The 21,302-nt window shown below is 68.8% G+C and carries 17 protein-coding genes; 8 read left to right on the top strand and 9 right to left on the bottom strand.

Features of this window, described 5'->3' with window-relative positions; genetic code table 11:
- Window positions 1-9 precede the first annotated feature (9 nt).
- From pflB to QZH52_RS18065, 5 genes are all read right to left on the bottom strand, one after another.
- Window positions 10-2,271, bottom strand: coding sequence for a formate C-acetyltransferase (gene pflB, locus QZH52_RS18085; protein WP_301811558.1), 2,262 nt, complete (start codon window positions 2,269-2,271; stop codon window positions 10-12).
- A 43-nt stretch (window positions 2,272-2,314) separates the two neighbouring features.
- Window positions 2,315-4,378: an ATP-binding protein gene (locus QZH52_RS18080; RefSeq protein WP_301811554.1), complete on the bottom strand. Its 2,064-nt coding sequence runs from the start codon at window positions 4,376-4,378 to the stop codon at window positions 2,315-2,317.
- 154 nt (window positions 4,379-4,532) lie between these two features.
- Window positions 4,533-4,931: a response regulator gene (locus QZH52_RS18075; protein WP_301811551.1), complete on the bottom strand. Its 399-nt coding sequence runs from the start codon at window positions 4,929-4,931 to the stop codon at window positions 4,533-4,535.
- Window positions 4,932-4,956: 25 nt separating this feature from the next.
- Window positions 4,957-6,003, bottom strand: a complete 1,047-nt coding sequence (locus QZH52_RS18070) for a hypothetical protein (RefSeq protein ID WP_301811549.1) — start codon at window positions 6,001-6,003, stop codon at window positions 4,957-4,959.
- A 9-nt stretch (window positions 6,004-6,012) separates the two neighbouring features.
- Window positions 6,013-6,261, bottom strand: a complete 249-nt coding sequence (locus QZH52_RS18065) for an RNA recognition motif domain-containing protein (RefSeq protein WP_286520646.1) — start codon at window positions 6,259-6,261, stop codon at window positions 6,013-6,015.
- Between the two features lie 201 nt (window positions 6,262-6,462).
- On the opposite strand from QZH52_RS18065, the gene QZH52_RS18060 reads away from it, so the two are divergent.
- From QZH52_RS18060 to fabI, 5 genes are all read left to right on the top strand, one after another.
- Window positions 6,463-7,035, top strand: a complete 573-nt coding sequence (locus QZH52_RS18060; RefSeq protein WP_301811542.1) for a GNAT family N-acetyltransferase — start codon at window positions 6,463-6,465, stop codon at window positions 7,033-7,035.
- Window positions 7,035-9,260 (top strand): TerB family tellurite resistance protein, encoded by a 2,226-nt coding sequence (locus QZH52_RS18055; protein ID WP_301811539.1) that lies wholly within the window; start codon window positions 7,035-7,037, stop codon window positions 9,258-9,260. The genes QZH52_RS18060 and QZH52_RS18055 overlap by 1 nt, the downstream gene beginning before the upstream one ends.
- A 61-nt stretch (window positions 9,261-9,321) precedes the next feature.
- Window positions 9,322-10,257, top strand: a complete 936-nt coding sequence (locus tag QZH52_RS18050) for a phosphate acetyltransferase (RefSeq protein ID WP_301811537.1) — start codon at window positions 9,322-9,324, stop codon at window positions 10,255-10,257.
- Window positions 10,258-10,318: 61 nt separating this feature from the next.
- Window positions 10,319-11,500, top strand: coding sequence for an acetate/propionate family kinase (locus tag QZH52_RS18045; RefSeq protein WP_301811535.1), 1,182 nt, complete (start codon window positions 10,319-10,321; stop codon window positions 11,498-11,500).
- A gap of 11 nt (window positions 11,501-11,511) precedes the next feature.
- On the top strand, window positions 11,512-12,291 hold the full coding sequence (fabI, locus tag QZH52_RS18040) for an enoyl-ACP reductase FabI (RefSeq protein ID WP_301811532.1): 780 nt from the start codon (window positions 11,512-11,514) through the stop codon (window positions 12,289-12,291).
- Between the two features lie 15 nt (window positions 12,292-12,306).
- Here the strand turns inward: fabI and QZH52_RS18035 are convergent, their stop codons facing one another.
- The 4 genes from QZH52_RS18035 to QZH52_RS18020 all read right to left on the bottom strand — a co-directional run bounded on the left by QZH52_RS18035 (window position 12,307) and on the right by QZH52_RS18020 (window position 16,606).
- Window positions 12,307-13,953 carry a mechanosensitive ion channel family protein gene (locus tag QZH52_RS18035; RefSeq protein WP_301811529.1) on the bottom strand — a complete coding sequence of 549 codons (1,647 nt, stop codon included), beginning with the start codon at window positions 13,951-13,953 and terminating at the stop codon, window positions 12,307-12,309.
- Window positions 13,954-14,002: 49 nt separating this feature from the next.
- Complete coding sequence (locus QZH52_RS18030) at window positions 14,003-14,875, bottom strand: carbonic anhydrase (protein WP_301811526.1); 873 nt, start codon at window positions 14,873-14,875, stop codon at window positions 14,003-14,005.
- 97 nt (window positions 14,876-14,972) lie between these two features.
- Window positions 14,973-16,304 carry a HipA domain-containing protein gene (locus QZH52_RS18025; protein WP_301811525.1) on the bottom strand — a complete coding sequence of 444 codons (1,332 nt, stop codon included), beginning with the start codon at window positions 16,302-16,304 and terminating at the stop codon, window positions 14,973-14,975.
- Window positions 16,304-16,606: a helix-turn-helix domain-containing protein gene (locus tag QZH52_RS18020; RefSeq protein ID WP_301811523.1), complete on the bottom strand. Its 303-nt coding sequence runs from the start codon at window positions 16,604-16,606 to the stop codon at window positions 16,304-16,306. The genes QZH52_RS18025 and QZH52_RS18020 overlap by 1 nt, the downstream gene beginning before the upstream one ends.
- A 276-nt stretch (window positions 16,607-16,882) precedes the next feature.
- Between QZH52_RS18020 and QZH52_RS18015 the strand changes: the two genes are divergently transcribed.
- Genes QZH52_RS18015 through QZH52_RS18005 form a run of 3 tightly spaced genes read left to right on the top strand, consistent with a single transcriptional unit; the run spans window position 16,883 to window position 21,280 of the window.
- On the top strand, window positions 16,883-17,053 hold the full coding sequence (locus QZH52_RS18015; protein WP_301811522.1) for a hypothetical protein: 171 nt from the start codon (window positions 16,883-16,885) through the stop codon (window positions 17,051-17,053).
- 58 nt (window positions 17,054-17,111) lie between these two features.
- Entirely contained in the window at window positions 17,112-18,815 is a 1,704-nt protein-coding gene (locus QZH52_RS18010) for a SpoIIE family protein phosphatase (RefSeq protein WP_301811519.1), read from the top strand.
- Window positions 18,812-21,280 (top strand): response regulator, encoded by a 2,469-nt coding sequence (locus QZH52_RS18005; protein WP_301811516.1) that lies wholly within the window; start codon window positions 18,812-18,814, stop codon window positions 21,278-21,280. Before QZH52_RS18010 ends, QZH52_RS18005 begins: the two co-directional genes overlap by 4 nt.
- Window positions 21,281-21,302 lie beyond the last annotated feature (22 nt).

The raw sequence follows: 21,302 nt of genomic DNA, 5'->3' as shown, positions 1-21,302 counted from the left end.
CGGGCCGGCCTACATCGCGCCGTGGAAGGTGCGGTTGATCACGTCGAGCTGCTGTTCCTTGGTGAGCTTGATGAAGTTCACCGCGTAGCCGGAGACGCGGATCGTGAGCTGCGGGTACTTCTCCGGATGGGCCATCGCGTCCTGCAGCGTCTCGCGGTTGAGCACGTTGATGTTGACATGGAAGCCGCCGCTCGCGAAGTAGGCGTCGAGCGCGCCGGTGCCGCGCGTGAGGCGCTCCTCCTCGCTGCCGAGCGCCGAGGGCACCACCGACAGCGTGAGCGAGATGCCGTCTTCCGCATCGTCGTAGGGGATCTTCGCGACCGACATCAGCGCCGCCAGTGCGCCGTGCGTGTCGCGCCCGTTGGACGGGTTCGCGCCCGGCGCGAAGGGCTCGCCCTTCTTGCGGCCGTCCGGCGTGTTGCCCGTGCCCTTGCCGTAGACCACGTTCGAGGTGATCGTGAGCACCGACTGCGTGTGCACCGCGTTGCGGTAGCTCGGGTACATGCGGATCTTGTTCATCATCATCGACACCAGCTCGGTCGCGATGCTGTCGGCCCGGTCGTCGTTGTTGCCGAAGCACGGGAATTCGCCCGTAGTCTGGTAGTCGACGATCAGGCCGCGCTCGTCGCGCACCGGCCGCACCTGCGCGTAGCGGATCGCCGAGAGGCTGTCCGCAGCGTGCGACAGGCCCGCGATGCCGCAGGCCAGCGTGCGCAGCACGTCGCGGTCGTGCAGCGCCATCTCGATCGCCTCGTAGCAGTATTTGTCGTGCATGTAGTGGATGACGTTGAGCGCGTTGACGTAGGTCTTGGCGAGCCAGTCCAGCATCGGGTCCAGGCGCTTCATCACCTCGTCGTAGTCGAGCAGGTCGCCGGTGATGGGCGCGAGCATCGGCCCGACCTGCTCGCCGGTCAGCTCGTCGCGCCCGCCGTTGAGCGCGTAGAGCAGCGTTTTCGGCAGGTTGACCCGGGCGCCGAAGAACTGCATCTGCTTGCCCAGCCGCATCGCCGAGACGCAGCAGGCGATGGCGCAGTCGTCGCCCCACTTGGGCCGCATCAGGTCGTCGGATTCGTACTGGATCGAGCTGGTGTCGATCGAGATCTTGACCGCGAAGCGCTTGAAGCCCTCGGGCAGGCGCGGCGACCAGAACACCGTGAGGTTCGGCTCCGGCGCCGGCCCGAGGTTGTTGAGCGTGTGCAGCATGCGGAAGGCCGACTTCGTGACCAGCGTTCGGCCGTCCTCGCCCATGCCGCCTTCCACTTCCGTCACCCACACCGGGTCGCCGGAGAACAGCTGGTTGTATTCCGGCGCCCGCAGGAAGCGCACCAGCCGCCATTTGATGACCAGGTCGTCGATGATCTCCTGGGCCTGGGTTTCGGTCAGCGTGCCTTCGCGCAGGTCGCGCTCGAAGTAGATGTCCCAGAAGGTGGAGAGCCGGCCGGCGGACATCGCGGCGCCGTTTTGCTGCTTGATCGCGGCGAGATAGGCGAAGTAGGTCCACTGCACGGCCTCGCGCGCATTGTTCGCCGGCACCGAGATGTCGAAGCCGTAGCGCGACCCCATCTCCTTCAGCTCCTCGAGCGAGCGGATCTGCTCGGACAGTTCCTCGCGCAGGCGGATGGTCTCCTCGGTCGAATGGCGCTCGTCGAGTTCGTGCTTCTCGCGCGCCTTGTCGGCCAGCAGGAAGTCGACGCCGTAGAGCGCCACCCGGCGGTAGTCGCCGACGATGCGCCCGCGTCCGTAGGCGTCCGGCAGGCCGGTGATGACGTGCGACGAACGCGCCTTGCGGATCTCCGGCGTGTAGGCATCGAAGACGCCGGCGTTGTGGGTCTTGCGGTACTTGGTGAAGACGTCGACCAGCGCCGGGTCGGGCTCGTAGCCGTAGGCGCGCAAGCTGTCTTCTACCACGCGCCAGCCGCCGAAGGGCATGATCGCGCGCACCAGCGGCGCGTCGGTCTGCAGGCCGACGATGATCTCGTTGTTGCGGTCGATGTAGCCCGGCGCGTGCGCGAGGATGCCCGACGGCACCTGCGAGACGCCGAGGATGCCCTTCTCGCGCTCCTTCGCGAGCAGCGGCGCCAAGGTCTGCCACATGGCCTTGGTGCGCGTGGTCGGGCCTTGCAAGAAGGCGTGGTCGCCCTCGTAGGGCGTGTAGTTGCGCTGGATGAACTCGCGCACGTTGACGCGGTCCTGCCACATGCCGGGCGTGAAGCCGCGCCATGGGCCCTCGGCCTTGCGGCTCGACAAGTCGAATGCGAACTGGGTTTCCATTGTTGTCTCCTGTCTGGCGCTGGATGCGCCTTTTTGTTCCGCGCTATCGCGGTATTGCTGTCACGCTGGTCGGGTCGTCGACCGGTTCCAGGGGGCCTGCCGGCTGTTGCAGCAGCGGCGGCTCCGCAGCCAGGCCGGCGGCCTCGCAGATCCGCACGAGTTCGGCAACCGAATGCACGCCCACCTTTTCCATGACGCGCCCCCGGTGCTGCTTGACGGTCTGCTCCGCGATCAGCAGGTCGGCCGCGATCTGCTTGTTCAGGCGCCCCCTGACCACATGGCGCATGATTTCGCGCTCGCGCGGCGACAGGCGGGCGATCCGCTCCTTGGCCGCGTCCTGCGCCAGCGCCTGCCGGCGCTCGCCGGCGTGGCGCTCGACCGCGCGGCGCAGCGCCGCGAGCAGGACCTCGCCGTCCACCGGCTTCTCGAGGAAGTCCGCCGCGCCGCGCTTCATCGCGTCGACGCCGGCCGCGACATCGCTGCGCCCGGTGATGAAGATGACCGGCGGCGCGCAGCCGCCTTCGAGCAGGCGCCGATGCAGTTGCGGCCCGAAGAGGCCCGGCATCTGCACGTCGAGCAGGATGCAGGCCGGCTCGCCCGCCGGAGGGTTGCCGAGGAACTCCTCGGCCGAGGCATAGCCGACGCCGCGCCAGCCGGCCCCGTCGAGCAGGCGCAGCAGGCTGCCGCGCACCTCGGGGTCGTCGTCGATGACGCACACCACCGCCTCCCCGCCGGCCTGGCTCGCGGGGACGGCGGCGGCGGCCATGGGCTCGTCGCGCGCCGGCTGCGACGCATCGCGATCGAGCGCGGCCGCCGGCAGTTCGACGCTGAAGGTGGCGCCGCCTTCCGGGTTCGACTCGGCCCAGATGCGGCCGCCGTGCGCCTCGACGATGGAGCGGCAGATGGCGAGCCCGAGGCCCAGTCCTTCCTGCCCGGTGGTCCAGAAGGGCTCGAAGATCGAACCCAGGTCCTGCGGTGCGATGCCCTTGCCGGCGTCGCGCACCGACATCCGTACCTTGCCCTCTTCGCCCCGCGACACCTGCAGCCGGACCAGGCGCGACGCCGGCGGTGCGTCCCGCACCGCCGCGGCCGCGTTGAGCAGCAGGTTGAGGCCCACCTGCTCCATCTGCACCTTGTCCGCCAGCACCCAGCAGGCGGGGTCGAAGGCGGTCTCGAGGCGCACGCCGTGGCCTGCGAACTCGCTGTCCAGCAGGCGCTCGGCCTCGCCCAGTGCGGCCGCGAGGTCGATGCGCTCGCGCCGGGTCTCGTCGCGGCGGATCAGGGCCCGCATGGTGCGGATGGTCTCGGCCGCGCGCTTGCCTTCGCGCACCACCGATCCGAGGATGTCCCGGATCGCCTCGGGCGCCGCATCCCCGCGCGCGAGGTACTGGAGCCCGGCCTGGGCGTTGCTGAGGATGGCCGCGAGCGGCTGGTTGACCTCGTGGGCGATCGCCGCGGTGAGCGCGCCCACGCGCTGCACGCGGTCGGCATGCCAGATGCGATGGCGCAGCTGCCGCACTTCCTCCTCCGCGCGCGCGAGGGCGACCGAACTGCCGATCAGGTCGCCGACGATGCGCAGCCTGTCGACCATCTCGGGAGGCCAGCTGCGCTCCCTGCGGACGGCGGCGAACGACAGCACGCTGGTCACGCGCCCGCCGATGCGCACCGGGATCGAGATGTGCGAGCGCAGGCCGGTGCGCCGGCAGTGCTCGGCCTCCTCGATCGCCTCGGGCGGCAGCTCGTCCGGCAGGTTCGACAGCGCCACGATGCGGCCGCTTCGCAGCGCGTCGATGAACCACCGGAACGGTTGCTGGAACCGGCCGCGGGGCAAGGCACCGAAATCGACCGAGCCCACGGAGCACAGCACGTTCAGGTAGTCGCCGGCGACGAACTCGGAGAAGGTGCAGCGGTCACAGTCGAGGAACGCGAGCAGCCGGCTCAGCGCCCATTCGGTGCGGGCCAGGACATCGGGCTCCGCGATGTCGCCCATGCGCTCGGACAGCTGGGCCAGCAGGCGCTCGAAGGCGTGCCGCTCCAGCAGAACGGCTTCCGCCCGCCCTTGGGCAGCGTGGACGCCCGTAGCCGAACTGGCCTGTGCCTGGCGCATCGATTCCTCCTCGCGTGGATCGCGGGTTGTCGTACATGGCAGCCTGTCGCAGCGCCACCCGCAACGCGCCAGGCGTGCCGAGGGCCGGAATTCCGCACGATGATGATTCCCGACCTCGATCCCTGTCAAGCGAAGAGCAGGGCCCGTGCCGCACTCAGTTCGGCGCACTTCGGCCATCGCCCTGCATCACCCATTCGATCGAATCGAGCAGGGCCGCCGCATCGACCGGCTTGCGGAAGAAAGACTGGGCCCCCAACTCCCGCGCCAGCTGCCGCGCCGTCGGATCGTCGCTCGATGACAGGGCGATGACAGGCAGCACCTTGGCGACCGCCAGCAGCGCATTGCGCACCGCCAGCTCGCACTGCCGCGCCCCCCAGACGTCGAGCAGCACGCAGGCGACACGCATCCCGCGCGCCTGGTCCAGGAATTCCGGCACCGAGGCGCAGGGCCGCGCCTCCAGGCCCGCGGAGTCCATCAGGCGCGACATGCCTTCGCGCACGGAAGCGTCGCCATCCACGACATAGACGATCCGGACGCTGGCTGACTTCGACATGGGCCGTCGCCTCCCTGGTCGGCAGCTAGAGGAAACGCTCGGCGTTGGCGAGCGGGTCCGCCTCGGCGGGCAGCTCGGCCAGCGGGCAGCGTACGATGGCGATCACCGCGACCACGCCCTCGCCGATGGCGAGTTCGGACAGCGTGAATGCGTTGACCGGCCCCGAGTGGGCGTCGTCCACGCGCACCCCCATCCGGCTCAGCCGCATCGGCGTGCGCTGCAGGCTCACATGCTGCTCGGGGTGATCCAGGATGGCCTTGATGTGGCCGGTGTAGCTGGCCATCGTGGCGACGCTGGCCTTGGTCTCGATGTAGTCGTGCACCGTCTCGTTGAGCTCGCGCTCCAGCGCGGCCATCTTCGAGCGCGTGTCCACCGTGTCTTCCAGCAGGCCGGCCGCGCCATCCACCGCCAGCTTCACCAGCCGCAGCCGGGCGGCGAGCCAGGCCTTGCGCTCGCCGAGATCGGCCGCCTTCATGTCGAGGTCCACGATGCGCTTGAGCGCCTGCTGGGACAGGCGGCGGATGATGCGGCGCCCGACCTCCAGCCGCGTCGCTTCGAGCGTGGCCGAGGGCGCGAACAGCCGGTGGCCCGAGAAGCTGACCGTGACCTGCGGCACCTCGTGCTGCACCCGGTCGCCGTCCTGCTTGGGCGCCAGCACGGTGCGCTCCTCCTTCTTCATCGCCAGCAGCGCATAGGCCTCCCCGAGCTCGCGCTGCGAAGGCACGCCGAAGAAGGCGCGAAGCTCCTTGCTGCGGCCCAGGAACGCGGGCACGTCGTCGGCCGAGGCGAAGAAGGCGTTCAGCCGCGGATCGTCGTTCCAGCTCGCGCGGGAGAGCAGCAGCGGCTCCAGGGGCTGGCGGCCGATCTCGCGCAGGTGGGCGATGGTCTTGCGCACGCAGCCTTCGAGCTTCTCGGCGTAGCGCGACTGCAGGCGGATCCGCGCATCCACCGTCTCGACCACCAGCTCGGTCATGTCGGCGACCAGCTGCTTCTCGGCCGCCTCGTCGGGCGGCGCGCCATCGCGCCCGAACAGGGCCGAGGCCACGCGATCGAACAGCGCGCTCAGGTCCATGGCGGCGCGCTACCAGTCCATCTTGGGCACCCAGGCGCGCAGCACGCGGCCCTGGTAGGAGCGCCCGTTGATGCGCTGCGCCAGGGCCTCGACCTGCGCGCGCGGCATGTCGACGTCGATCAGCGCGCTCGGCGTGCCGGTCTCGTTGACCAGCCGGATCTTGTCGGCTTGCGCGAAGGCGCTGAGCGCCTCGCGAATGCCTTCCTCGGTGACGTCGTCGGGGAGGTTTCCGATGACGATGTGCACTTGTTGTTGCATGTGTCGTCCTTCGATGCAAGCGGCAGCGGGTCGACCGGGAGGTGGCCGCACGAATGGGAGGCCCTACGCTAGTCCCTGCCCGACGGGCCGAAAATCCTACTTTGGTTGGATTCACACGCCGCGCGGCGCAGGCGCAAGCTCAAGCCACCCGAACCTGCCCGGCGACAGCCTGCCGCGGCGCGAATCCCAGCGGACCGATTCATGAATGCAGCCGAGTACCTTGCGTTAGAAACCCTGCGCGATGGCCGACCCGTTCGCATCCGCGCGCTGAAGCCGGCGGACCGCGAGTCGATGCTCGAGGCGGTGGACCGTATCGGCGACGCCTCGCTCTACCGCCGCTTCTTCTCGCCCAAGCACCACTTCACCGACACCGAGATCGACTACTACATCAACGTGGATTTCGTCAGCCACGTTGCACTCGTCGCCGAACTGGAGGAGAACGGCGAACCGGTGATTGCCGGCGGCGGCCGCTTCATCGTCTCGGCGCCGGGCTGCGCGGAGATGGCTTTCGCGGTCGACGACCCGCACCACGGACTCGGCATCGGCACGCTGCTGATGCGCCACCTGGCGCTGATCGCCAAGGCGGCGCGGCTGCACACGCTGAAGGCCGAAGTGCTGGCGGACAACGCGCCGATGCTTGCCGTGTTCAGGCGCAGCGGGCTGCCGATCACGCTGGCGCGCGACGGCGGCGTGACGCTGGTGCGCATGGATTGCCGCCATGAATCTGAAACAAAGGGCGAGGACGATTGGGCTTCGCCACCAGGAGCGCATTGATGGCCAACAAAGCCTCTCCCCCTTCCGCCTCTTTCCCTTCTTCCCCGCTGTCCCCGCTGTGGCCGATGCAGGCCGCGCAGGCCGCCGCCGAATACGGCATCGATGCCTGGCAGCGCAGCATCCTCACCATGGACGTGCTGCGCGAGCGCGGCAACCAATACCTCGAACACACCAAGTCCGGCAAGCCGCCGGTGCTGGTGTTCGACTACGACACGGTGCTCGACGCGCGCGATTTCCCGAAGCCCGCGAACTACGCGCTGGTGCGCATCAAGCCCGATGCCAGCCATGCAAAGACCGACGCGAAGAAGCGGCCCTTCGTGGTGATCGACCCGCGCGCCGGCCACGGCCCGGGCATCGGCGGCTTCAAGATGGACAGCGAAATCGGCATCGCGCTCCAGCACGGCCATCCCTGCTATTTCGTGATGTTCTTTCCGTACCCGATGCCGGGCCAGACCATCGAGTCGGTCTGCGCCGCCGAGATCGCCTTCATGAAGAAGGTCAACGAGCTGCATCCCGACGCCGACGGCAAGCCCTTCGTCATCGGCAACTGCCAGGGCGGCTGGGCGCTCATCATGCTCGCCGCGCTGGCGCCGCAGCATGTGGGCCCGCTGCTGCTGGCCGGGTCGCCGGTCTCCTACTGGGCCGGTGTCGAGGGCAAGAACCCGATGCGCTATTCGGGCGGCCTGCTCGGCGGCACCTGGCTGGCCTCGCTGGCCGGCGACCTCGGGCACGGCAAGTTCGACGGCGCCTACCTGGTCAACAACTTCGAGGGCCTCAATCCCGCCAACACCTACTGGAGCAAGCTCTACAACCTCTACGCGCAGGTGGACACCGAGCGCGAGCGCTTCCTCGAGTTCGAGAAGTGGTGGGGCGGCCTCTTCCTCATGAACAAGGAAGAGATGGAGTGGATCACGAAGAACCTCTTCGTCGGCAACAAGCTCTCGGCCGGTGAGGTCGAATCCTTCGACGGCAAGCACCGCGTGGACATCCGCAACATCCGCACGCCGATCGTCGTGTTCGCCTCCTGGGGCGACAACATCACGCCGCCGCAGCAGGCGCTGAACTGGATCCCGGACGCCTATGCGAGCGTGGACGAGATCCGGCTCAACGAGCAGACCATCGTCTACTGCCTGCACGAGAAGATCGGCCACCTCGGCATCTTCGTCTCGGCCGGCGTGGCGAAGCGCGAAACCTCGGAACTGGCGAGCGCGCTCGACCTCATCGAAACCCTGCCGCCCGGCCTCTACGAGGCCGTGATACAGGACACCCAGCCCGACATGCCCGGCCTGGCCTACCTGGAAGGGCGCTACCTGATCCAGTTCGTGCCGCGCACCATCGAGGACATCCTGGCCTTCGACGACGGCCGCGAGGACGAGAAGGCCTTCGAGGTGGTCGACCGCGTGGCGCAGATCAACCAGGGGCTCTACGACACCTTCGCCTCGCCGCTGGTCAAGGCCATGAGCAGCGAAGCGAGTGCGGAGGTGTCGCGCGCCGCCAATCCGTCGCGCATGGAGCGCTGGGGCTTCTCCAACCTCAACCCCTGGATGTTCTGGGTCCAGGCCATGGCCGAGAACGTGCGCGCGAATCGACGCGCGGCCGCGCCCGACAACCCCTTCACCAAGGCCGAGCGCGAGGTGTCCGGCCGCATCGAGCAATCGCTCGACCGCGTGCGCGATGCCAAGGATGCAATGTCGGAGCGCATGTTCAAGGCCATCTACGAGGCGCCCTGGCTCGCCGCGGCCGTCGGCCTGGGCGCCGACGCGCTGGGCCGGCGCGGGCCGCCCTCGGCCACCTGGGAGCGGGACGAGCTGAAACGCCTCAAGCGGCAGGAGATCGAATCGCAGTTCGAATCCGGCTCGGTGCTCGATGCATGGGCACGGATGTTGCTGTACGTGCGGCGCGAGGAAAACGTGGTCGACGAACGTCCCTACAACCTGATGCGCCGCATGATCGACGAGATGGATCCCGAGCACCGGCCCGCGCTGGCCGCCGTCAAGGCGGCGATCAAGCGGCAGGCCTTCGTCCTCGCGCTCGACGAGGAACGCGCCATCGCCGCGCTGCCGGCGCTGGTGCCCGAGATGCATCTTCGCCGCAAGGGCGTCGAGGCTGCGCGCAAGGTGGCGGGCGCGCGCGGCAAGCTGTCGGCACACCAGGAAGAGCGCTTCCGGCGCCTGGCGAGCGTCTTGTCCCTGGATACGCCGGTGCGCCCGAGGAGAGCAGCATGAGCCCCCGCCCGGCCGTTCCGAAGGGGGCTCGCGCCACAGTGCGAAGCACGGAGGTTACCGAATGAGCCACGAGAAATACGACCGCCTGATCGAGGTCGCGAAGGCCCTCGACACCATCCCCACCGCCGTGGCGCATCCTTGCGACGCCAGTTCGCTGTCCGCCGCCCTGGATGCGGCGCGGCTGGGCCTGATCCGGCCGATCCTGGTCGGCCCCCGCGCCAAGATCGAGGCGGCGGCCAAGGAATGCGGCCAGGACCTGGGCGGCTTCGAGATCGTCGATGCGCCGCACAGCCACGCCGCCGCCGCCAAGGCGGTCGAACTGGTGCAGTGCGGCCAGGCCGAGGCGCTGATGAAAGGCAGCCTGCACACCGACGAACTGATGGCCGCCGTGGTGCGCAAGGACACCGGCCTGCGCACCGCGCGCCGCATCAGCCATTGCTTCGTGATGGACGTGCCCGGCCATGACGACGCGCTGATCATCTCCGACGCGGCCGTGAACATCGCGCCCACCTTGGAGGAGAAGGTCGACATCGTGCAGAACGCGATCGACCTGGCGCACGCGCTGCGCCAGCCCGAGGTGCGGGTCGCGATCCTGTCGGCGATGGAAACGGTCAATCCGAAGGTGCCGTCGACCGTCGAGGCCGCGGCGCTGTGCAAGATGGCCGATCGGGGCCAGATCACCGGCGCCATCCTCGACGGACCGCTGGCGCTCGACAACGCCATCGACATGGCTGCCGCCGGCATCAAGAAGATCGTCTCGCCGGTGGCCGGCCGCGCGAACGTGCTGATCGTGCCCAACCTCGAAGCCGGCAACATGCTCGCCAAGAGCCTCAGCTTCCTGGCGCAGGCCGATTCTGCCGGCATCGTGCTGGGGGCGAAGGTGCCGATCATCCTCACCAGCCGGGCCGACTCGGTGACCGCGCGGCTGGCCTCCTGCGCGGTCGCCGTGATGGTCGCGCACGCCCGGCGCGAGAGCGCGGCGAAGGCCATTCAATGAGCCCCCGCCCGACCGCTCCGAAAGGGGCTCGCACCGCAGTGCGCAGCACGGAGGTTGCCTCATGACCGACGCGATCGTCGTCCTCAACGCCGGCTCGTCGAGCCTGAAGTTTTCGGTGTTCGCGGGCGCGGACGACCTGCCCTTCGTCGTCGGCGGCCAGGTCTCGGGCCTCTACACCGCGGCGCCGCGTTTCGTGGCGAAGGACACCGGCGGCAACGCGATCGCCGAGAAGCGCTGGGACGCCGAGGCCCGGCTCGACCACCACGGCGCGATCGGGCACATCGTCGAATGGCTGCGCGCCACCTACGGCCACGAACACCACCTGAGTGCGGTCGGCCACCGCGTCGTGCACGGCGGCATGGACTTCGCCGCGCCGGTACGGGTCGACGGCGACATCGTGACCCGGCTCGAAAAGCTGATCCCGCTCGCGCCGCTGCACCAGCCCCACAACCTGGCGCCGATCCGGGCGCTGCTGCAGCAGGCGCCCGGCCTGCCGCAGGTGGCCTGCTTCGACACGGCCATGCACCGCTCCAACCCGGCGCTGGCACAGATGTTCGCGCTGCCGAAGGCGCTTTCCGATGCCGGCGTGCGGCGCTACGGCTTCCACGGCCTTTCCTACGAATACATCGCCTCGGTGCTGCCGCGCTTCGACGAACGCGCCGCGCGCGGCAAGACCGTGGTGCTGCACCTGGGCAACGGCGCCAGCATGTGCGCCCTCGATGCCGGCCGCAGCGTCGCCAGCACCATGGGCTTCACCGCCGTCGACGGACTGCCGATGGGCACGCGCTGCGGCGCGCTCGACCCCGGCGTGATCCTCTACCTGATGGACGAACACGGCATGGACACCCGCGCCGTCGAGAAGCTGATCTACAGCCAGTCCGGCCTGCTCGGCGTCTCGGGCGTGTCGAGCGACATGCGCGAACTGCTGGCGTCCGACCAGCTGCAAGCCCAGGTGGCGGTCGACCTCTTCGTCTATCGGATCGGCCGCGAACTCGGCTCGCTGGCCGCGGCCCTCGGCGGGCTCGACGCCATCGTCTTCACCGCTGGCATCGGCGAGCGCGCAAGCGCCGTGCGCGAGCGCATCTGCGGCCAGGCCGCCTGGCTCGGCATCGCGCTCGACCCCGAGGCGAATGCCAGGGGTGGCCCCCGCATCAGCACGTCGGACAGCCGCACCGCGGCCTGGGTGATACCGACCAACGAAGAACTGATGATCGCCCGCCACACGCGCGATCTTCTCGCCTGAGGACGCACCCCATGCCGCCACCGCACAACCCCGTCCTCGCCGGCATGAAGGCGCTGGTGGTGGGGGTCGCCAACGAGCACTCCATTGCCTACGGCTGCGCCAATGCGTTTCGCAGCCTCGGCGCCGAACTGGCGATCACCTACCTGAACGAGAAGGCGCGACCGCACGTCGAGCCCCTCGCGAAGGCCTTCGATGCGCCCATCTTCATGCCGCTCGACGTCGAGCAGCCCGGGCAGCTCGAGGCCGTGTTCGACGCCATCGCCAACCAGTGGGGCCGGCTCGACATCCTGGTGCACTCGATCGCCTTCGCGCCCAAGGCCGACCTCCAGGGCGGCCTGCTCGACTGCTCGGCCGAGGGCTTCCAGCGCGCGATGGATGTCTCCTGCCACTCCCTCGTTCGCATGGCGCGGCTGGCGACGCCGCTGATGACCGAGGGCGGCACCATGATCGCCATGAGCTACCTCGGCGCGCAGAAGGTGGTGCCCAACTACAACGTGATGGGTCCGGTGAAGGCCGCGCTGGAGGCCGTGTGCCGTTACCTGGCGTACGAACTCGGCCCCAAGGGCATCCGTGTGCACCCGGTGTCGCCCGGCCCGCTCAAGACCCGCGCGGCCTCGGGCCTGAAGGATTTCGACCTGCTGCTGAACGAGGCCGCGAGCCGGGCGCCGGTGGGCGAACTGGTCGACATCGACGACGTGGGCTTCGCCTGCGCCTACCTGGCGACGCCGTATGCGCGCAGGCTGACGGGACAGACGCTGTTCGTGGACGGCGGCGTGAACATCATGGGCTGAGGCTGCGCCCGGCGCTCAGGGCTGGCGCGCAGGCGCCGCATACCACTGGTCCTTTTCGACCACGACGGCCCGGTCCGGCTGGCCGAGGAAATGCGGCGACATGATCTGCACGCCGTAGGCATTGAACTCGTCCTGGATGCTCGCATGCAGGACCGACAGGATCGGAACGCGCTCCAGCGGATTGTCGATGCTGACGAAGAGTTCGTACTCGACATAGAAGTCCGACAGCGCGCGCTGGTAGACGTAGGGGACGGGCGTGGCGCGCACGCCGGCGGTCTTCTTCGCGGCGCCAAGCAAGAGTTCGTGGACCTGGCGCCAGGGCGCGTCGTAGCCGATCGTGATCCGGGTGGTGAGCAAGGTGCCCTGGCTGCCTGCGAGCTTCGAAAAGTTGTGGATCGGATTCGAGATCAGGACCGAGTTCGGAATCGTGATCTCCTCGTTGCGCACGTTGACGATCTTGGTCGCCAGGGAGGCCACCTCGGTCACCACGCCCTGCACGCCGTTGATGTCGACGAAGTCGCCCTTGTGCAGCGAGCGCGAATAGACGACGACCAGGCCGCTCATGGCCTGGGTGACGAGCCCGGACGAGCCGAGCGTGACCATCAGGCCGAACAGCACGGAGAGTCCCTTGAACACATCGCTGCTCGAGCCCGGGAGAAAGGGGTAGGCGATGGCGACACCCAGCGCCCAGGTCAGCAGGGTGAAGATCCGGCGGGTGGCGGGCACGGTCTCCGAGTGGACCATCGGCAGGCGCAGCCGGCCCTTCTGCAGCGCATCGAAGAAGTAGCCGAGCACGTCGACCGCGGCGCGCGTCAGCATCAGCACGATGAAGACGGTGACCAGGCCGGGCAGGCTTTCCAGCGAGCCTTCGGCCAGCCATTCGACCTTGCCCAGCAGCCAGTTGCCCAAGCTCTTGGCGATCGGCTCGGTGGCGACGAAGCTGTCGAGCACGTAGTACACGTAGAAGTAGCCGATGGCGAGCAGGACGACCCACTGCACGATCTGCAGAATCCCGACGGCGAGCCGGGCCAGGAACTCCCGCCAGTCGACGTAGGGAAAGCGTCCGGCCAGCACGTCGCGCTTTTTTTCCATCCATTCGACCGCCTTGGCGCTGACCCGATAGACGATCCAGACCAGAACGCCGAGCGCCAGGGTGGCCACCAGCGTGCTCAGCAGGCCTTGCAGCAGCAGCGGCTTGCTGCGGGCCTGGCGCCAGGCGGTGCGGACCTCCTCCAGCCGCGCCCGCGTCTGCAGCACCAGCGCATCGAAGCCCTGCTTGGTTTCGATGTCGGCGTCGCCTTCGAGCACCGAGAAGAGCGGCAGGTCGCCGAGCAGGAACTGCACGCCGTGCACCTCGCCGAGGTTGAACTGGATCTGGTTCAGCGGCAGGTCCACGGCCTCGTCCGGCAGCACCCCGATCCGCTCGCGGGCGCGCTGCACGCGCGCCTGCGGGGTCAGGCCGGCCAGGCGCGCGCGCATCGTCAGCACCTCGCGATTCAGGATGCGCAGGGTGGCGGGCTCGTCGACCTGTTCGGCAATGACCGCGCCGGAGGTCGGCGGGTGGGTCGTGGCTGCCGTGTCCGCCGCCGCCGCGCCGCCGGCGCGCAGCGCGAGCAGCGCGCCCAGCAGCGCGCTCGCCAACATCCCGCTCATGCGTCCCATGGTCTTTCCTCTCGCACGCCAAGGTGCCGGCCCGGGCCGGCCCGGCGGCTCAAGCCGGACCCTCCTCGAGCAGCTTCGTGAATCGATCCGATCGCGCCACGGCATCGGCCAGGGCGGCAAAGTCTGCCAGATCGACGGGGCAGCGGGCGAGGCCGGCGCATTCGGCGCTGCCGCCGCGCGGGGCCCAGATCTGCCGGGTCGACAGGAGGTAGACGCCATAGGTCGCCTGCAGGTCGCCCTGCCCGACGCCGCCGAGTTCCTTCTGGACCGTGTAGGCGGTCAGCGCGGCGTTCAGCACGACCGAGGCCTCGATGAGGGCATCGCGGTAGCCCGGACGGCGGGTGACCTCCGATCCGAGGATCGCCTGGATCCGGGTCGCCGACGCGTGGACGACGATCAGCAGGCGATCGAGGATCGCGCGCAGGGAATGGTCCGGGGCCAGCGAGATGTAGGTCGCCGGCTGGAGGAAGGCGTCGACGGCGGCCGACACGGCGCCGCAGCCGCTGTGGCCCAGCACCACGACGAGCTTGAGGCTGTCGCCCAGGTGGTCGGCGGCGTATCGCAGGCTGCCAAGCACTTCGCCGCCCAGCCCGTTGCCCGCGACCCGGACGACGAAGAGATCGTTCGGCCCTTCGTTGAAGATCAGTTCGATCGGCACGCGGGCGTCGGAGCAGCCGAGCACCGCCGCGTAAGGACGCTGCTTGGGCGGCCCATGGTCGCCGGGCAGGATGCCGAGGTCGCGCGAATCGACAGCGATGACTCGTCGCGCCATGCCGCTCCCCGACACCAGGCTGTCGAACAGCGTGGCGAAGGCCTGGTTGCCCTCGTCGAGGCGCCGGCATGCCTCGTCCGCATCCGATGGCCGCGGCCGCGAGACCGTGTTGTCGGCGTCGTACCGGTAGGTGATCTCGACTTGCCTCATCGGGTCTCCCTTGGCGAACGAACATGGCGGCCGGGCGGGCTTCGATTCTAGGCGGGGGGACTGCCCCGTGCACGCCGCGGCGCCGTCTCGACCGTCCCTAGAAGCTGTCCGCAGCGAATTTGGGGATGTCGCGCGCCATGGCCAACAAGGCCCGCGCTCGCGTGTCCACGAACTGGGCAAGGTTCTGAACGAAGGCGACTTCGTCTCCCGTATACGCGGGGTCCGCCGCCTGCGCCGGCGCCTCTTGAAGCGCGAACTCGCAGAGTCGCGTCAACTCGCGTGCAAAGTACCTGCGGTCAACGCCCATGCGCACGCAGAAGTCGGCGATTGCGAAAGACAGCACGGCATCCAGTTCAAATTCGTCCCCGAATGCCATCGCCAGGTCGTGATGGAACGCCTCGTACTGAACGACGCTCACCAGGTCATACAGCGGCGTCGGGGTGAGCCCTGTTCGGTCTACAAAGAAAGAGATGTTCTTGCCGTGCGAATCGCTGTTGCCGAAGAGCAGGGTTGTGACGGCCCAAAGCACCAGCCGCTGCATCGCGAGCGCCGGCTGGACGAACCCGGGCCTGAGCGTGCCGAGCTTTTCGAAACTGGCCCCATCGCGAATGTGCCGCACGTCCGGTTGTTCCCCCACGTTGCGCTCGTACTTCGCACTCACCGACAAGTCGAGCGCCTGGCACCCATCGATGATGTGCAGCCGCTCGACTCCGGCCGGCGTCCCGCGCCGGTCGAATCGCTCGATGCTCAACACCGGCGACGGCACCCGCAGGATGTTCACCTGCGCGGCGCAAGGCGCTTTCCAGCGCCGCATGCTGATGCGATTGGCCAGCTGCATGCAGAAATGCTCGTTGGCCACCATGCAAGGCGCCGCCTCGCGCGCCGGCTCCGGCTTGAGGATGTGCGTGGACGACAGCGCCCCGTCGACCAGGAACAGTTCTCCATCGTCGATGGCCACCAGAAGCTTGTCCTGGTGCCCCGCGATGGACATGCGCACTTTGCCGTCCCACCGGTTGAAGGGTTCGTTCGCGCGGTTGTCGATACGTGCCTGCAGCTCTTCGAACGGCAGCTGCCGGCGCAGCCGCTCCTGCTCAGCCGGCACCTGGCCGGCGGCCACGAAGCTCAGCGCCCCAGCGGTCTCATGCCCGAGGTGGCGAAGAAGCCCGAAGACGTTGTTGCGCGCCACGCGGGCATCATTGGCCGCCACGACCAGCGCTTCGCCTTCAGGGAGCAGGTTCTCCAGAAAACGGCGAATGGCGAGCGGCGCCGCGCCGCCCTCCAAGGGCAGATGTGGCGAGAGCGGGTACCGGCTTGGCAACGCGAGCCATGCGGAGGCGTAGCTGAACTGGAAGCTATCCTGAGCTTGGTCGTACCCCAGCGTCCCGACCCGCACGCCGCCCGCGTACACGTCGAGGATGTACCCGTCCATCACCGGCCCTCGCTCGGAGCGCTCTGGCCAAGCACCGCTTCGATGGCAGGAATTTCCGTCTTGGGCACAACGAGGATGCACAGGCCCAGGCTCTCCAGCACCATGATGAGCTTGTCCGCGGTCACCGGCTTGCCGTTCTCCAAACGCGAAAGCACGTCACTGGAGACGCCGCTGAGGGACGCCGCATCGTCGATGCGCATGCGAGACTGGGCGCGTCGATTCCGCACCAGTTTCCCGAGTTGCGCGAGTGTCGCCGCTGCTGGACTCAGGTTTTTCTGAAATTCAGGAAGTGTGCGGGCCATATTGTTCCGGGTTTCCGAAACTATACCCCGAAAGCCACAAACCCTCCATTAGTTTCGTTATAACGGAACAAAAGCGTAATCGTTGCAAGGAAGATGCTTGTTTCGGTATGGCGGAACAATGCGTTCCTCGGCCTCATCCTTCAGGTTGCCCGAGCACTTCCCAGACCAGCCGGAAACTTGCTCAACCTCTCAACAATAGTCAAAAATATCAACATCCTCGTTTTCCGGAAAACGACGAGATTTCCCTAGAGAGAATCTCAACAACCAAGGGCCGCCATGCCCGACGACAAAGCGAAGTTCGACAAGGAAGCCCTGTCGCTGATCGAGTCGCTCAAGGGCCGGCGCAAGCCCGCCAAGCGCGCGCCGCGGTCGGCCGCAGCGCCCGCGGGCGGCAAGCCGCCGGCCAAGGACAAGACGGTCATCCGAAGGGCAACGGGCCGCTTCTAGACAACCCGCCCGCCGGCTCGGAAAATCCCCTGTCTGCACGGCAACGCTGGCGGACCTGATGAACCTCGATGCTGCCCCTCCCGTCGCGATGGTGGTGGATGACGAGCCGGTGACTCGCCTGCTGGTGAAGCGCGCCCTCGAAAGCCTCGGCTGCGCCCCGGTCCTGGAGGCGGTCGACGGCATCGCCGCCCAGGCGGTCCTGCGCGCGCACCCCGAAATCGTCCTGGTGCTGACCGACATCATGATGCCGCGGATGGACGGCCTGGAGCTGCTGCGCTGGGGACGTCAGGCCGTGCCGGACGCCATGTGGATCGTCCTGTCGGGGCTGGAGACCTTCGACTCGGCGGTGGCCGCCATCCGGCTGGGCGCGTTCGACTTCCTGCCGAAGTCGCCGCGCGCCGAGGAAATGGGGGTGGCGGTGCGCAACGCGCTCGAACGGCGGCAACTGCTGGCCGAACGCGAGCGTCTGCACCGGGAACTGCAGCGCAAGGTCCGCGAGCTCGAGGAGACCTCCGAAGTGCTGCGCCGCGACCTCGAGCGGGCGGAAGTGATCCAGCGCGCCCTGCTGCCGCGCAGCCCGCCCCCGATGGAGGGCTATTGCATCCAGGCGCTGTACCGCCCGGGGCAGCACGTGGGCGGCGACCTCTACGACGTGGTCCGGCTGGGCGAGCGGCACCTCGCCTTCTACCTGGCCGACGCCACCGGCCACGGCGTGACCTCGGCGATGCTCTCGGTGCTGTTCAAGCAGCGGCTGGTGCTGGTGGACCCGGCGACCGGCCTCGCGCTGCCGCCGGCGGACGTGCTGGCCGCGGTGAACCGCTCGATCTGCGAGGCTCATGCCGCGCCGGGGCTGTTCCTCACGGCCGTCTTCGGCCTGCTGGACACCTCGGACGCGAGCCTCACGCTGGCATCGGCAGGCCATCCGCCGGTGCTGCACGCCCGCGACGGCCAGCCGGCGCGCCTGGTCCGCCGCACCGGGCCCGCGCTCGGGCTGGCACCGGACGCGCACTTCCTGCAGGAGCGTCTCCAGCTGCTGGCGGGCGACCGGATCCTGCTCTACACCGACGGGCTCCTGCCCTCCGGGTCGGAACGCGACCTGGACCTGCTGCAGCAGGTGCTCGCCAGCCCGGTCGCCAGCGCGCAGGAGGTCATCACCCGGCTTCACGCCGGTGCGCCGGCAGGAGCGGAACGGGACGACGTGACGATCCTGCTGATCGACGCGCACGCGGGTGCCTCCTGGTTCGACAATGGCGCCGGGATGCCCGAGGCGACGGCGTCCGGCGCGCCGCGCCCGGAGAGCGAGGTGGTGTTCTACGGCGAATCCGACCATGCCGCGCACCTCGCGCTGCGCGGCAGGGCCACCTGGCTGCATTGCGATGCCTTCCATGAAACGGCCCTCGCCGTGCTGGACGGCGGACGACCCCTGGTCCTCGACCTCTCCGGCTGCGAGTACATGGACAGCACCTGCCTCGGCACGGTCCACGAACTGGTCGACCGGGGCGGCGTGGTGCTGACGGGGGTGACGCCGGCGGTGCGCGCCCTGTTCGAGGAACTGAGCATGGCGCAGGTGCTGGCCGCGATCCGCGAGCACGGTCCCGCCGCGCCCCCTCTCTACGCGCTGGGAACGGGAGACGTCCGCGCCGCCGTGCAGCAGCGGATCCTGCAGGCACACGAGGCCCTCTCCGCGCTGAGCGAACGCAACCGCGAGGAGTTCAAGGAGGTCGTCGAGTCGCTGCGCGGCGAGCAGGACGCAGCGCGATGACCGCCGCCATTCGCGTGCTGCAGCTGGAGGACGACCCGGCCGACGCGCAGCGCATCCGCGGGACGCTGCAGGACGAGGGCCTGGTCTGCGACATCGTCTGGGTGCAGACCCGCGACGACTTCGTCCGCGCCCTGCATCGGCAAGCCTTCGACCTGGTCCTGTCCGACTACGAAGCCGGCGGCCTGGAGATGCTGCACGCGGTGCGCCAGCAGCAGCCGGAAGCACTCCTGATCGTGCTGTCGACCCGCCTGATCAGCGAAGAGGAGGCGGTCGAATGCATGAAGGCGGGCGCCACGGACTACGTCTTCAAGGAGCGGGTGCGACGGCTGTTCTACTCGGTCCGTCGAGCGCTCGCCGAACAGCGGCAGAAGGCGACGCTGCGCCGGGCCGAAGACGAGCTGCGGGCCCTGAACGCCGAGCTGGAGGCGCGCGTGCACCTGCGCACGGCCGAACTGGAAACGGCCAACGCGTTCCTCAACTCGGTGATCCACCATATTCCCTATCAGGTCATGGTCAAGGACGCGGCCGACCTGAAGCTGGTGCGGGTCAACCGCCGCATGGAGGAGCTGACCGGCCGCAGCGAGCAGGAACTGCTGGGCAAGACGGTGGACGACTTCGTCAGCTCCAGTGCCGAGGCCGCCTTCTTCACGGCCAAGGACAAGGAAGCGCTGGCGCTGGGCCGGGAAGTGGACATCCCCGAGGAGACTCTGCATGCGAACGACGGCAGCGTGCGCGTGCTGCACGCGAAGAAGATCCCGATCCTCGACGAGGCCGGCCAGCCGCGCTACCTGCTGACGATCTCGGAGGACGTGACGGAAAGGAAGAAGCGGGAGCGCGAAATCGAGCGGCTGAACGCGGCCCTGGCGCAGCGCAGCGCCGAGGTGGAGGCCGCCACCCGCGCCAAGAGCACCTTCCTGGCGACCATGAGCCACGAGATCAGGACACCCATGCACGGCATGCTGGGGATGCTTGAACTGCTCGGCCTGACCGAGCTGGACCCCGAGCAGCGCGAGACGCTGGGTCTGGTGCGGGAATCGAGCCGGTCGCTGCTGCGCATCATCGACGACATCCTCGACTTCTCGAAGATCGAGGCCGGCAAGCTGGAGATCCGCCCCGAAGTCGCCTCGGTCAAGCGCCTGGTCGAGGAGGTGCAGAGCATCTACCTCGGCAATGCCAGCAGCAAATGCCTGATCGTTCGCCGGATGGTCGATCCGCGCGTCAGTCCGGCGCTGACGGTCGACCCGGTGCGGCTGCGCCAGATCCTCAACAACTTCGTCAGCAACGCGATCAAATTCACCTCCGAGGGCTGGATCGACATCAACGTCCAATGGCTGGGCCGATCGGAAGGGATGGAGCGCCTGCGCTTCGAGGTGAAGGACACCGGCATCGGCATCTCGCCCGAGGACCAGCAACGCCTGTTCCAGCCGTTCAGCCAGGCGGTCGGCGAGCAGGCGCGGCGGCGGCCCGGCGGCACCGGACTGGGGCTGGTGATTTCCCGCCAGCTGGCACAGCTGATGGGTGGCTCGATCAGCATGGACAGCCGGCCGGGAAGCGGCACGACGATCGCCCTGGAGCTGTCGCTGCCCATGGCCGACGCCCTCCCGGAGAGCGCCGGGAGCGTGCGTGCGCTTTCGACGGCCATCGCCACGCGGCGCGCTGCGCCCGCCGCGGCGCAGGCAGCGGCCGAGGGCACGCTGGTGCTGCTGGTGGACGACCATCCCGTCAACCGCATGCTGCTCCTGCGCCAGGTGCGAACGCTTGGCTATGCCGCCCAGACCGCCGACGACGGCGGCCAGGCCCTGAAGATGTGGCAAGCGGGCCGTTATGGCCTCGTCATCACCGACTGCCACATGCCCCACATGGATGGCTACGAGCTGGCGCGCGCCATCCGCAGCGAGGAAGCCGCCTCGGGGACCGGCGGGCGCATCCCGATCGTCGCCTGCACCGCGAACGCGCTCCAGGGGGAAGCCGAGGCCTGTCTCGCCGCCGGCATGGACGACTTCCTGGTCAAGCCGGTCGAACTGGCGCGGCTGACCGAGAAGCTGGATCGATGGCTGCCGCTTCCCCTGGCGCCGCCGACGCCCGCCGCGACCGGTGGCGCAGGCCCGGCCATCACGCCCACGGCCGGCCCGATCGACGAGGCGCTGCTGGCGGCGAAATGCGGCGGCGACGGTTCGATGGTGGAAGAGGTTCTGGCGACGTTCCGGCGAACCTGCGAGGACGACTCGGCCGGACTCCGGCAGGCGGTGGCGGCCGACGACGCCGCCCAGGCCACCCAGTTTTCCCACCGCATGGCCGGCGCCGGCAAGATGGTCGGTGCGCTCGCGTTCGCGGCCGCCTGCGAGACCATCGACCGCGCCAGCCGCAACGGGGACTGGAAGGCGGTACTCGCCGGAATGCCGGCGTTCGAGCAGGAACAGACGCGGCTGGTTGAATATTTCGCGGGACGCAGGGAAGCAGCCTGAAGGGCGCATCACGCGGCATGCA

It is taken from the genome of Variovorax ginsengisoli, from assembly GCF_030486595.1.
GTDB classification, from domain to species: domain Bacteria; phylum Pseudomonadota; class Gammaproteobacteria; order Burkholderiales; family Burkholderiaceae_C; genus Variovorax; species Variovorax ginsengisoli_B.
Note: the sequence above shows the minus strand (reverse complement) of the source record. Positions and strands in the feature narration are given on the sequence as shown.

Excerpts from the sequence above, each read along its gene's own strand:
- pflB (WP_301811558.1), bottom strand. The coding sequence starts at position 2,271 with ATGGAAACCCAGTTCGCATTCGACTTGTCGAGCCGCAAGGCCGAGGGC.
- QZH52_RS18080 (WP_301811554.1), bottom strand. The coding sequence starts at position 4,378 with ATGCGCCAGGCACAGGCCAGTTCGGCTACGGGCGTCCACGCTGCCCAA.
- QZH52_RS18075 (WP_301811551.1), bottom strand. The coding sequence starts at position 4,931 with ATGTCGAAGTCAGCCAGCGTCCGGATCGTCTATGTCGTGGATGGCGAC.
- QZH52_RS18070 (WP_301811549.1), bottom strand. The coding sequence starts at position 6,003 with ATGGACCTGAGCGCGCTGTTCGATCGCGTGGCCTCGGCCCTGTTCGGG.
- QZH52_RS18065 (WP_286520646.1), bottom strand. The coding sequence starts at position 6,261 with ATGCAACAACAAGTGCACATCGTCATCGGAAACCTCCCCGACGACGTC.
- QZH52_RS18060 (WP_301811542.1), top strand. The coding sequence starts at position 6,463 with ATGAATGCAGCCGAGTACCTTGCGTTAGAAACCCTGCGCGATGGCCGA.
- QZH52_RS18055 (WP_301811539.1), top strand. The coding sequence starts at position 7,035 with ATGGCCAACAAAGCCTCTCCCCCTTCCGCCTCTTTCCCTTCTTCCCCG.
- QZH52_RS18050 (WP_301811537.1), top strand. The coding sequence starts at position 9,322 with ATGAGCCACGAGAAATACGACCGCCTGATCGAGGTCGCGAAGGCCCTC.
- QZH52_RS18045 (WP_301811535.1), top strand. The coding sequence starts at position 10,319 with ATGACCGACGCGATCGTCGTCCTCAACGCCGGCTCGTCGAGCCTGAAG.
- fabI (WP_301811532.1), top strand. The coding sequence starts at position 11,512 with ATGCCGCCACCGCACAACCCCGTCCTCGCCGGCATGAAGGCGCTGGTG.
- QZH52_RS18035 (WP_301811529.1), bottom strand. The coding sequence starts at position 13,953 with ATGGGACGCATGAGCGGGATGTTGGCGAGCGCGCTGCTGGGCGCGCTG.
- QZH52_RS18030 (WP_301811526.1), bottom strand. The coding sequence starts at position 14,875 with ATGAGGCAAGTCGAGATCACCTACCGGTACGACGCCGACAACACGGTC.
- QZH52_RS18025 (WP_301811525.1), bottom strand. The coding sequence starts at position 16,304 with ATGGACGGGTACATCCTCGACGTGTACGCGGGCGGCGTGCGGGTCGGG.
- QZH52_RS18020 (WP_301811523.1), bottom strand. The coding sequence starts at position 16,606 with ATGGCCCGCACACTTCCTGAATTTCAGAAAAACCTGAGTCCAGCAGCG.
- QZH52_RS18015 (WP_301811522.1), top strand. The coding sequence starts at position 16,883 with ATGCCCGACGACAAAGCGAAGTTCGACAAGGAAGCCCTGTCGCTGATC.
- QZH52_RS18010 (WP_301811519.1), top strand. The coding sequence starts at position 17,112 with ATGAACCTCGATGCTGCCCCTCCCGTCGCGATGGTGGTGGATGACGAG.
- QZH52_RS18005 (WP_301811516.1), top strand. The coding sequence starts at position 18,812 with ATGACCGCCGCCATTCGCGTGCTGCAGCTGGAGGACGACCCGGCCGAC.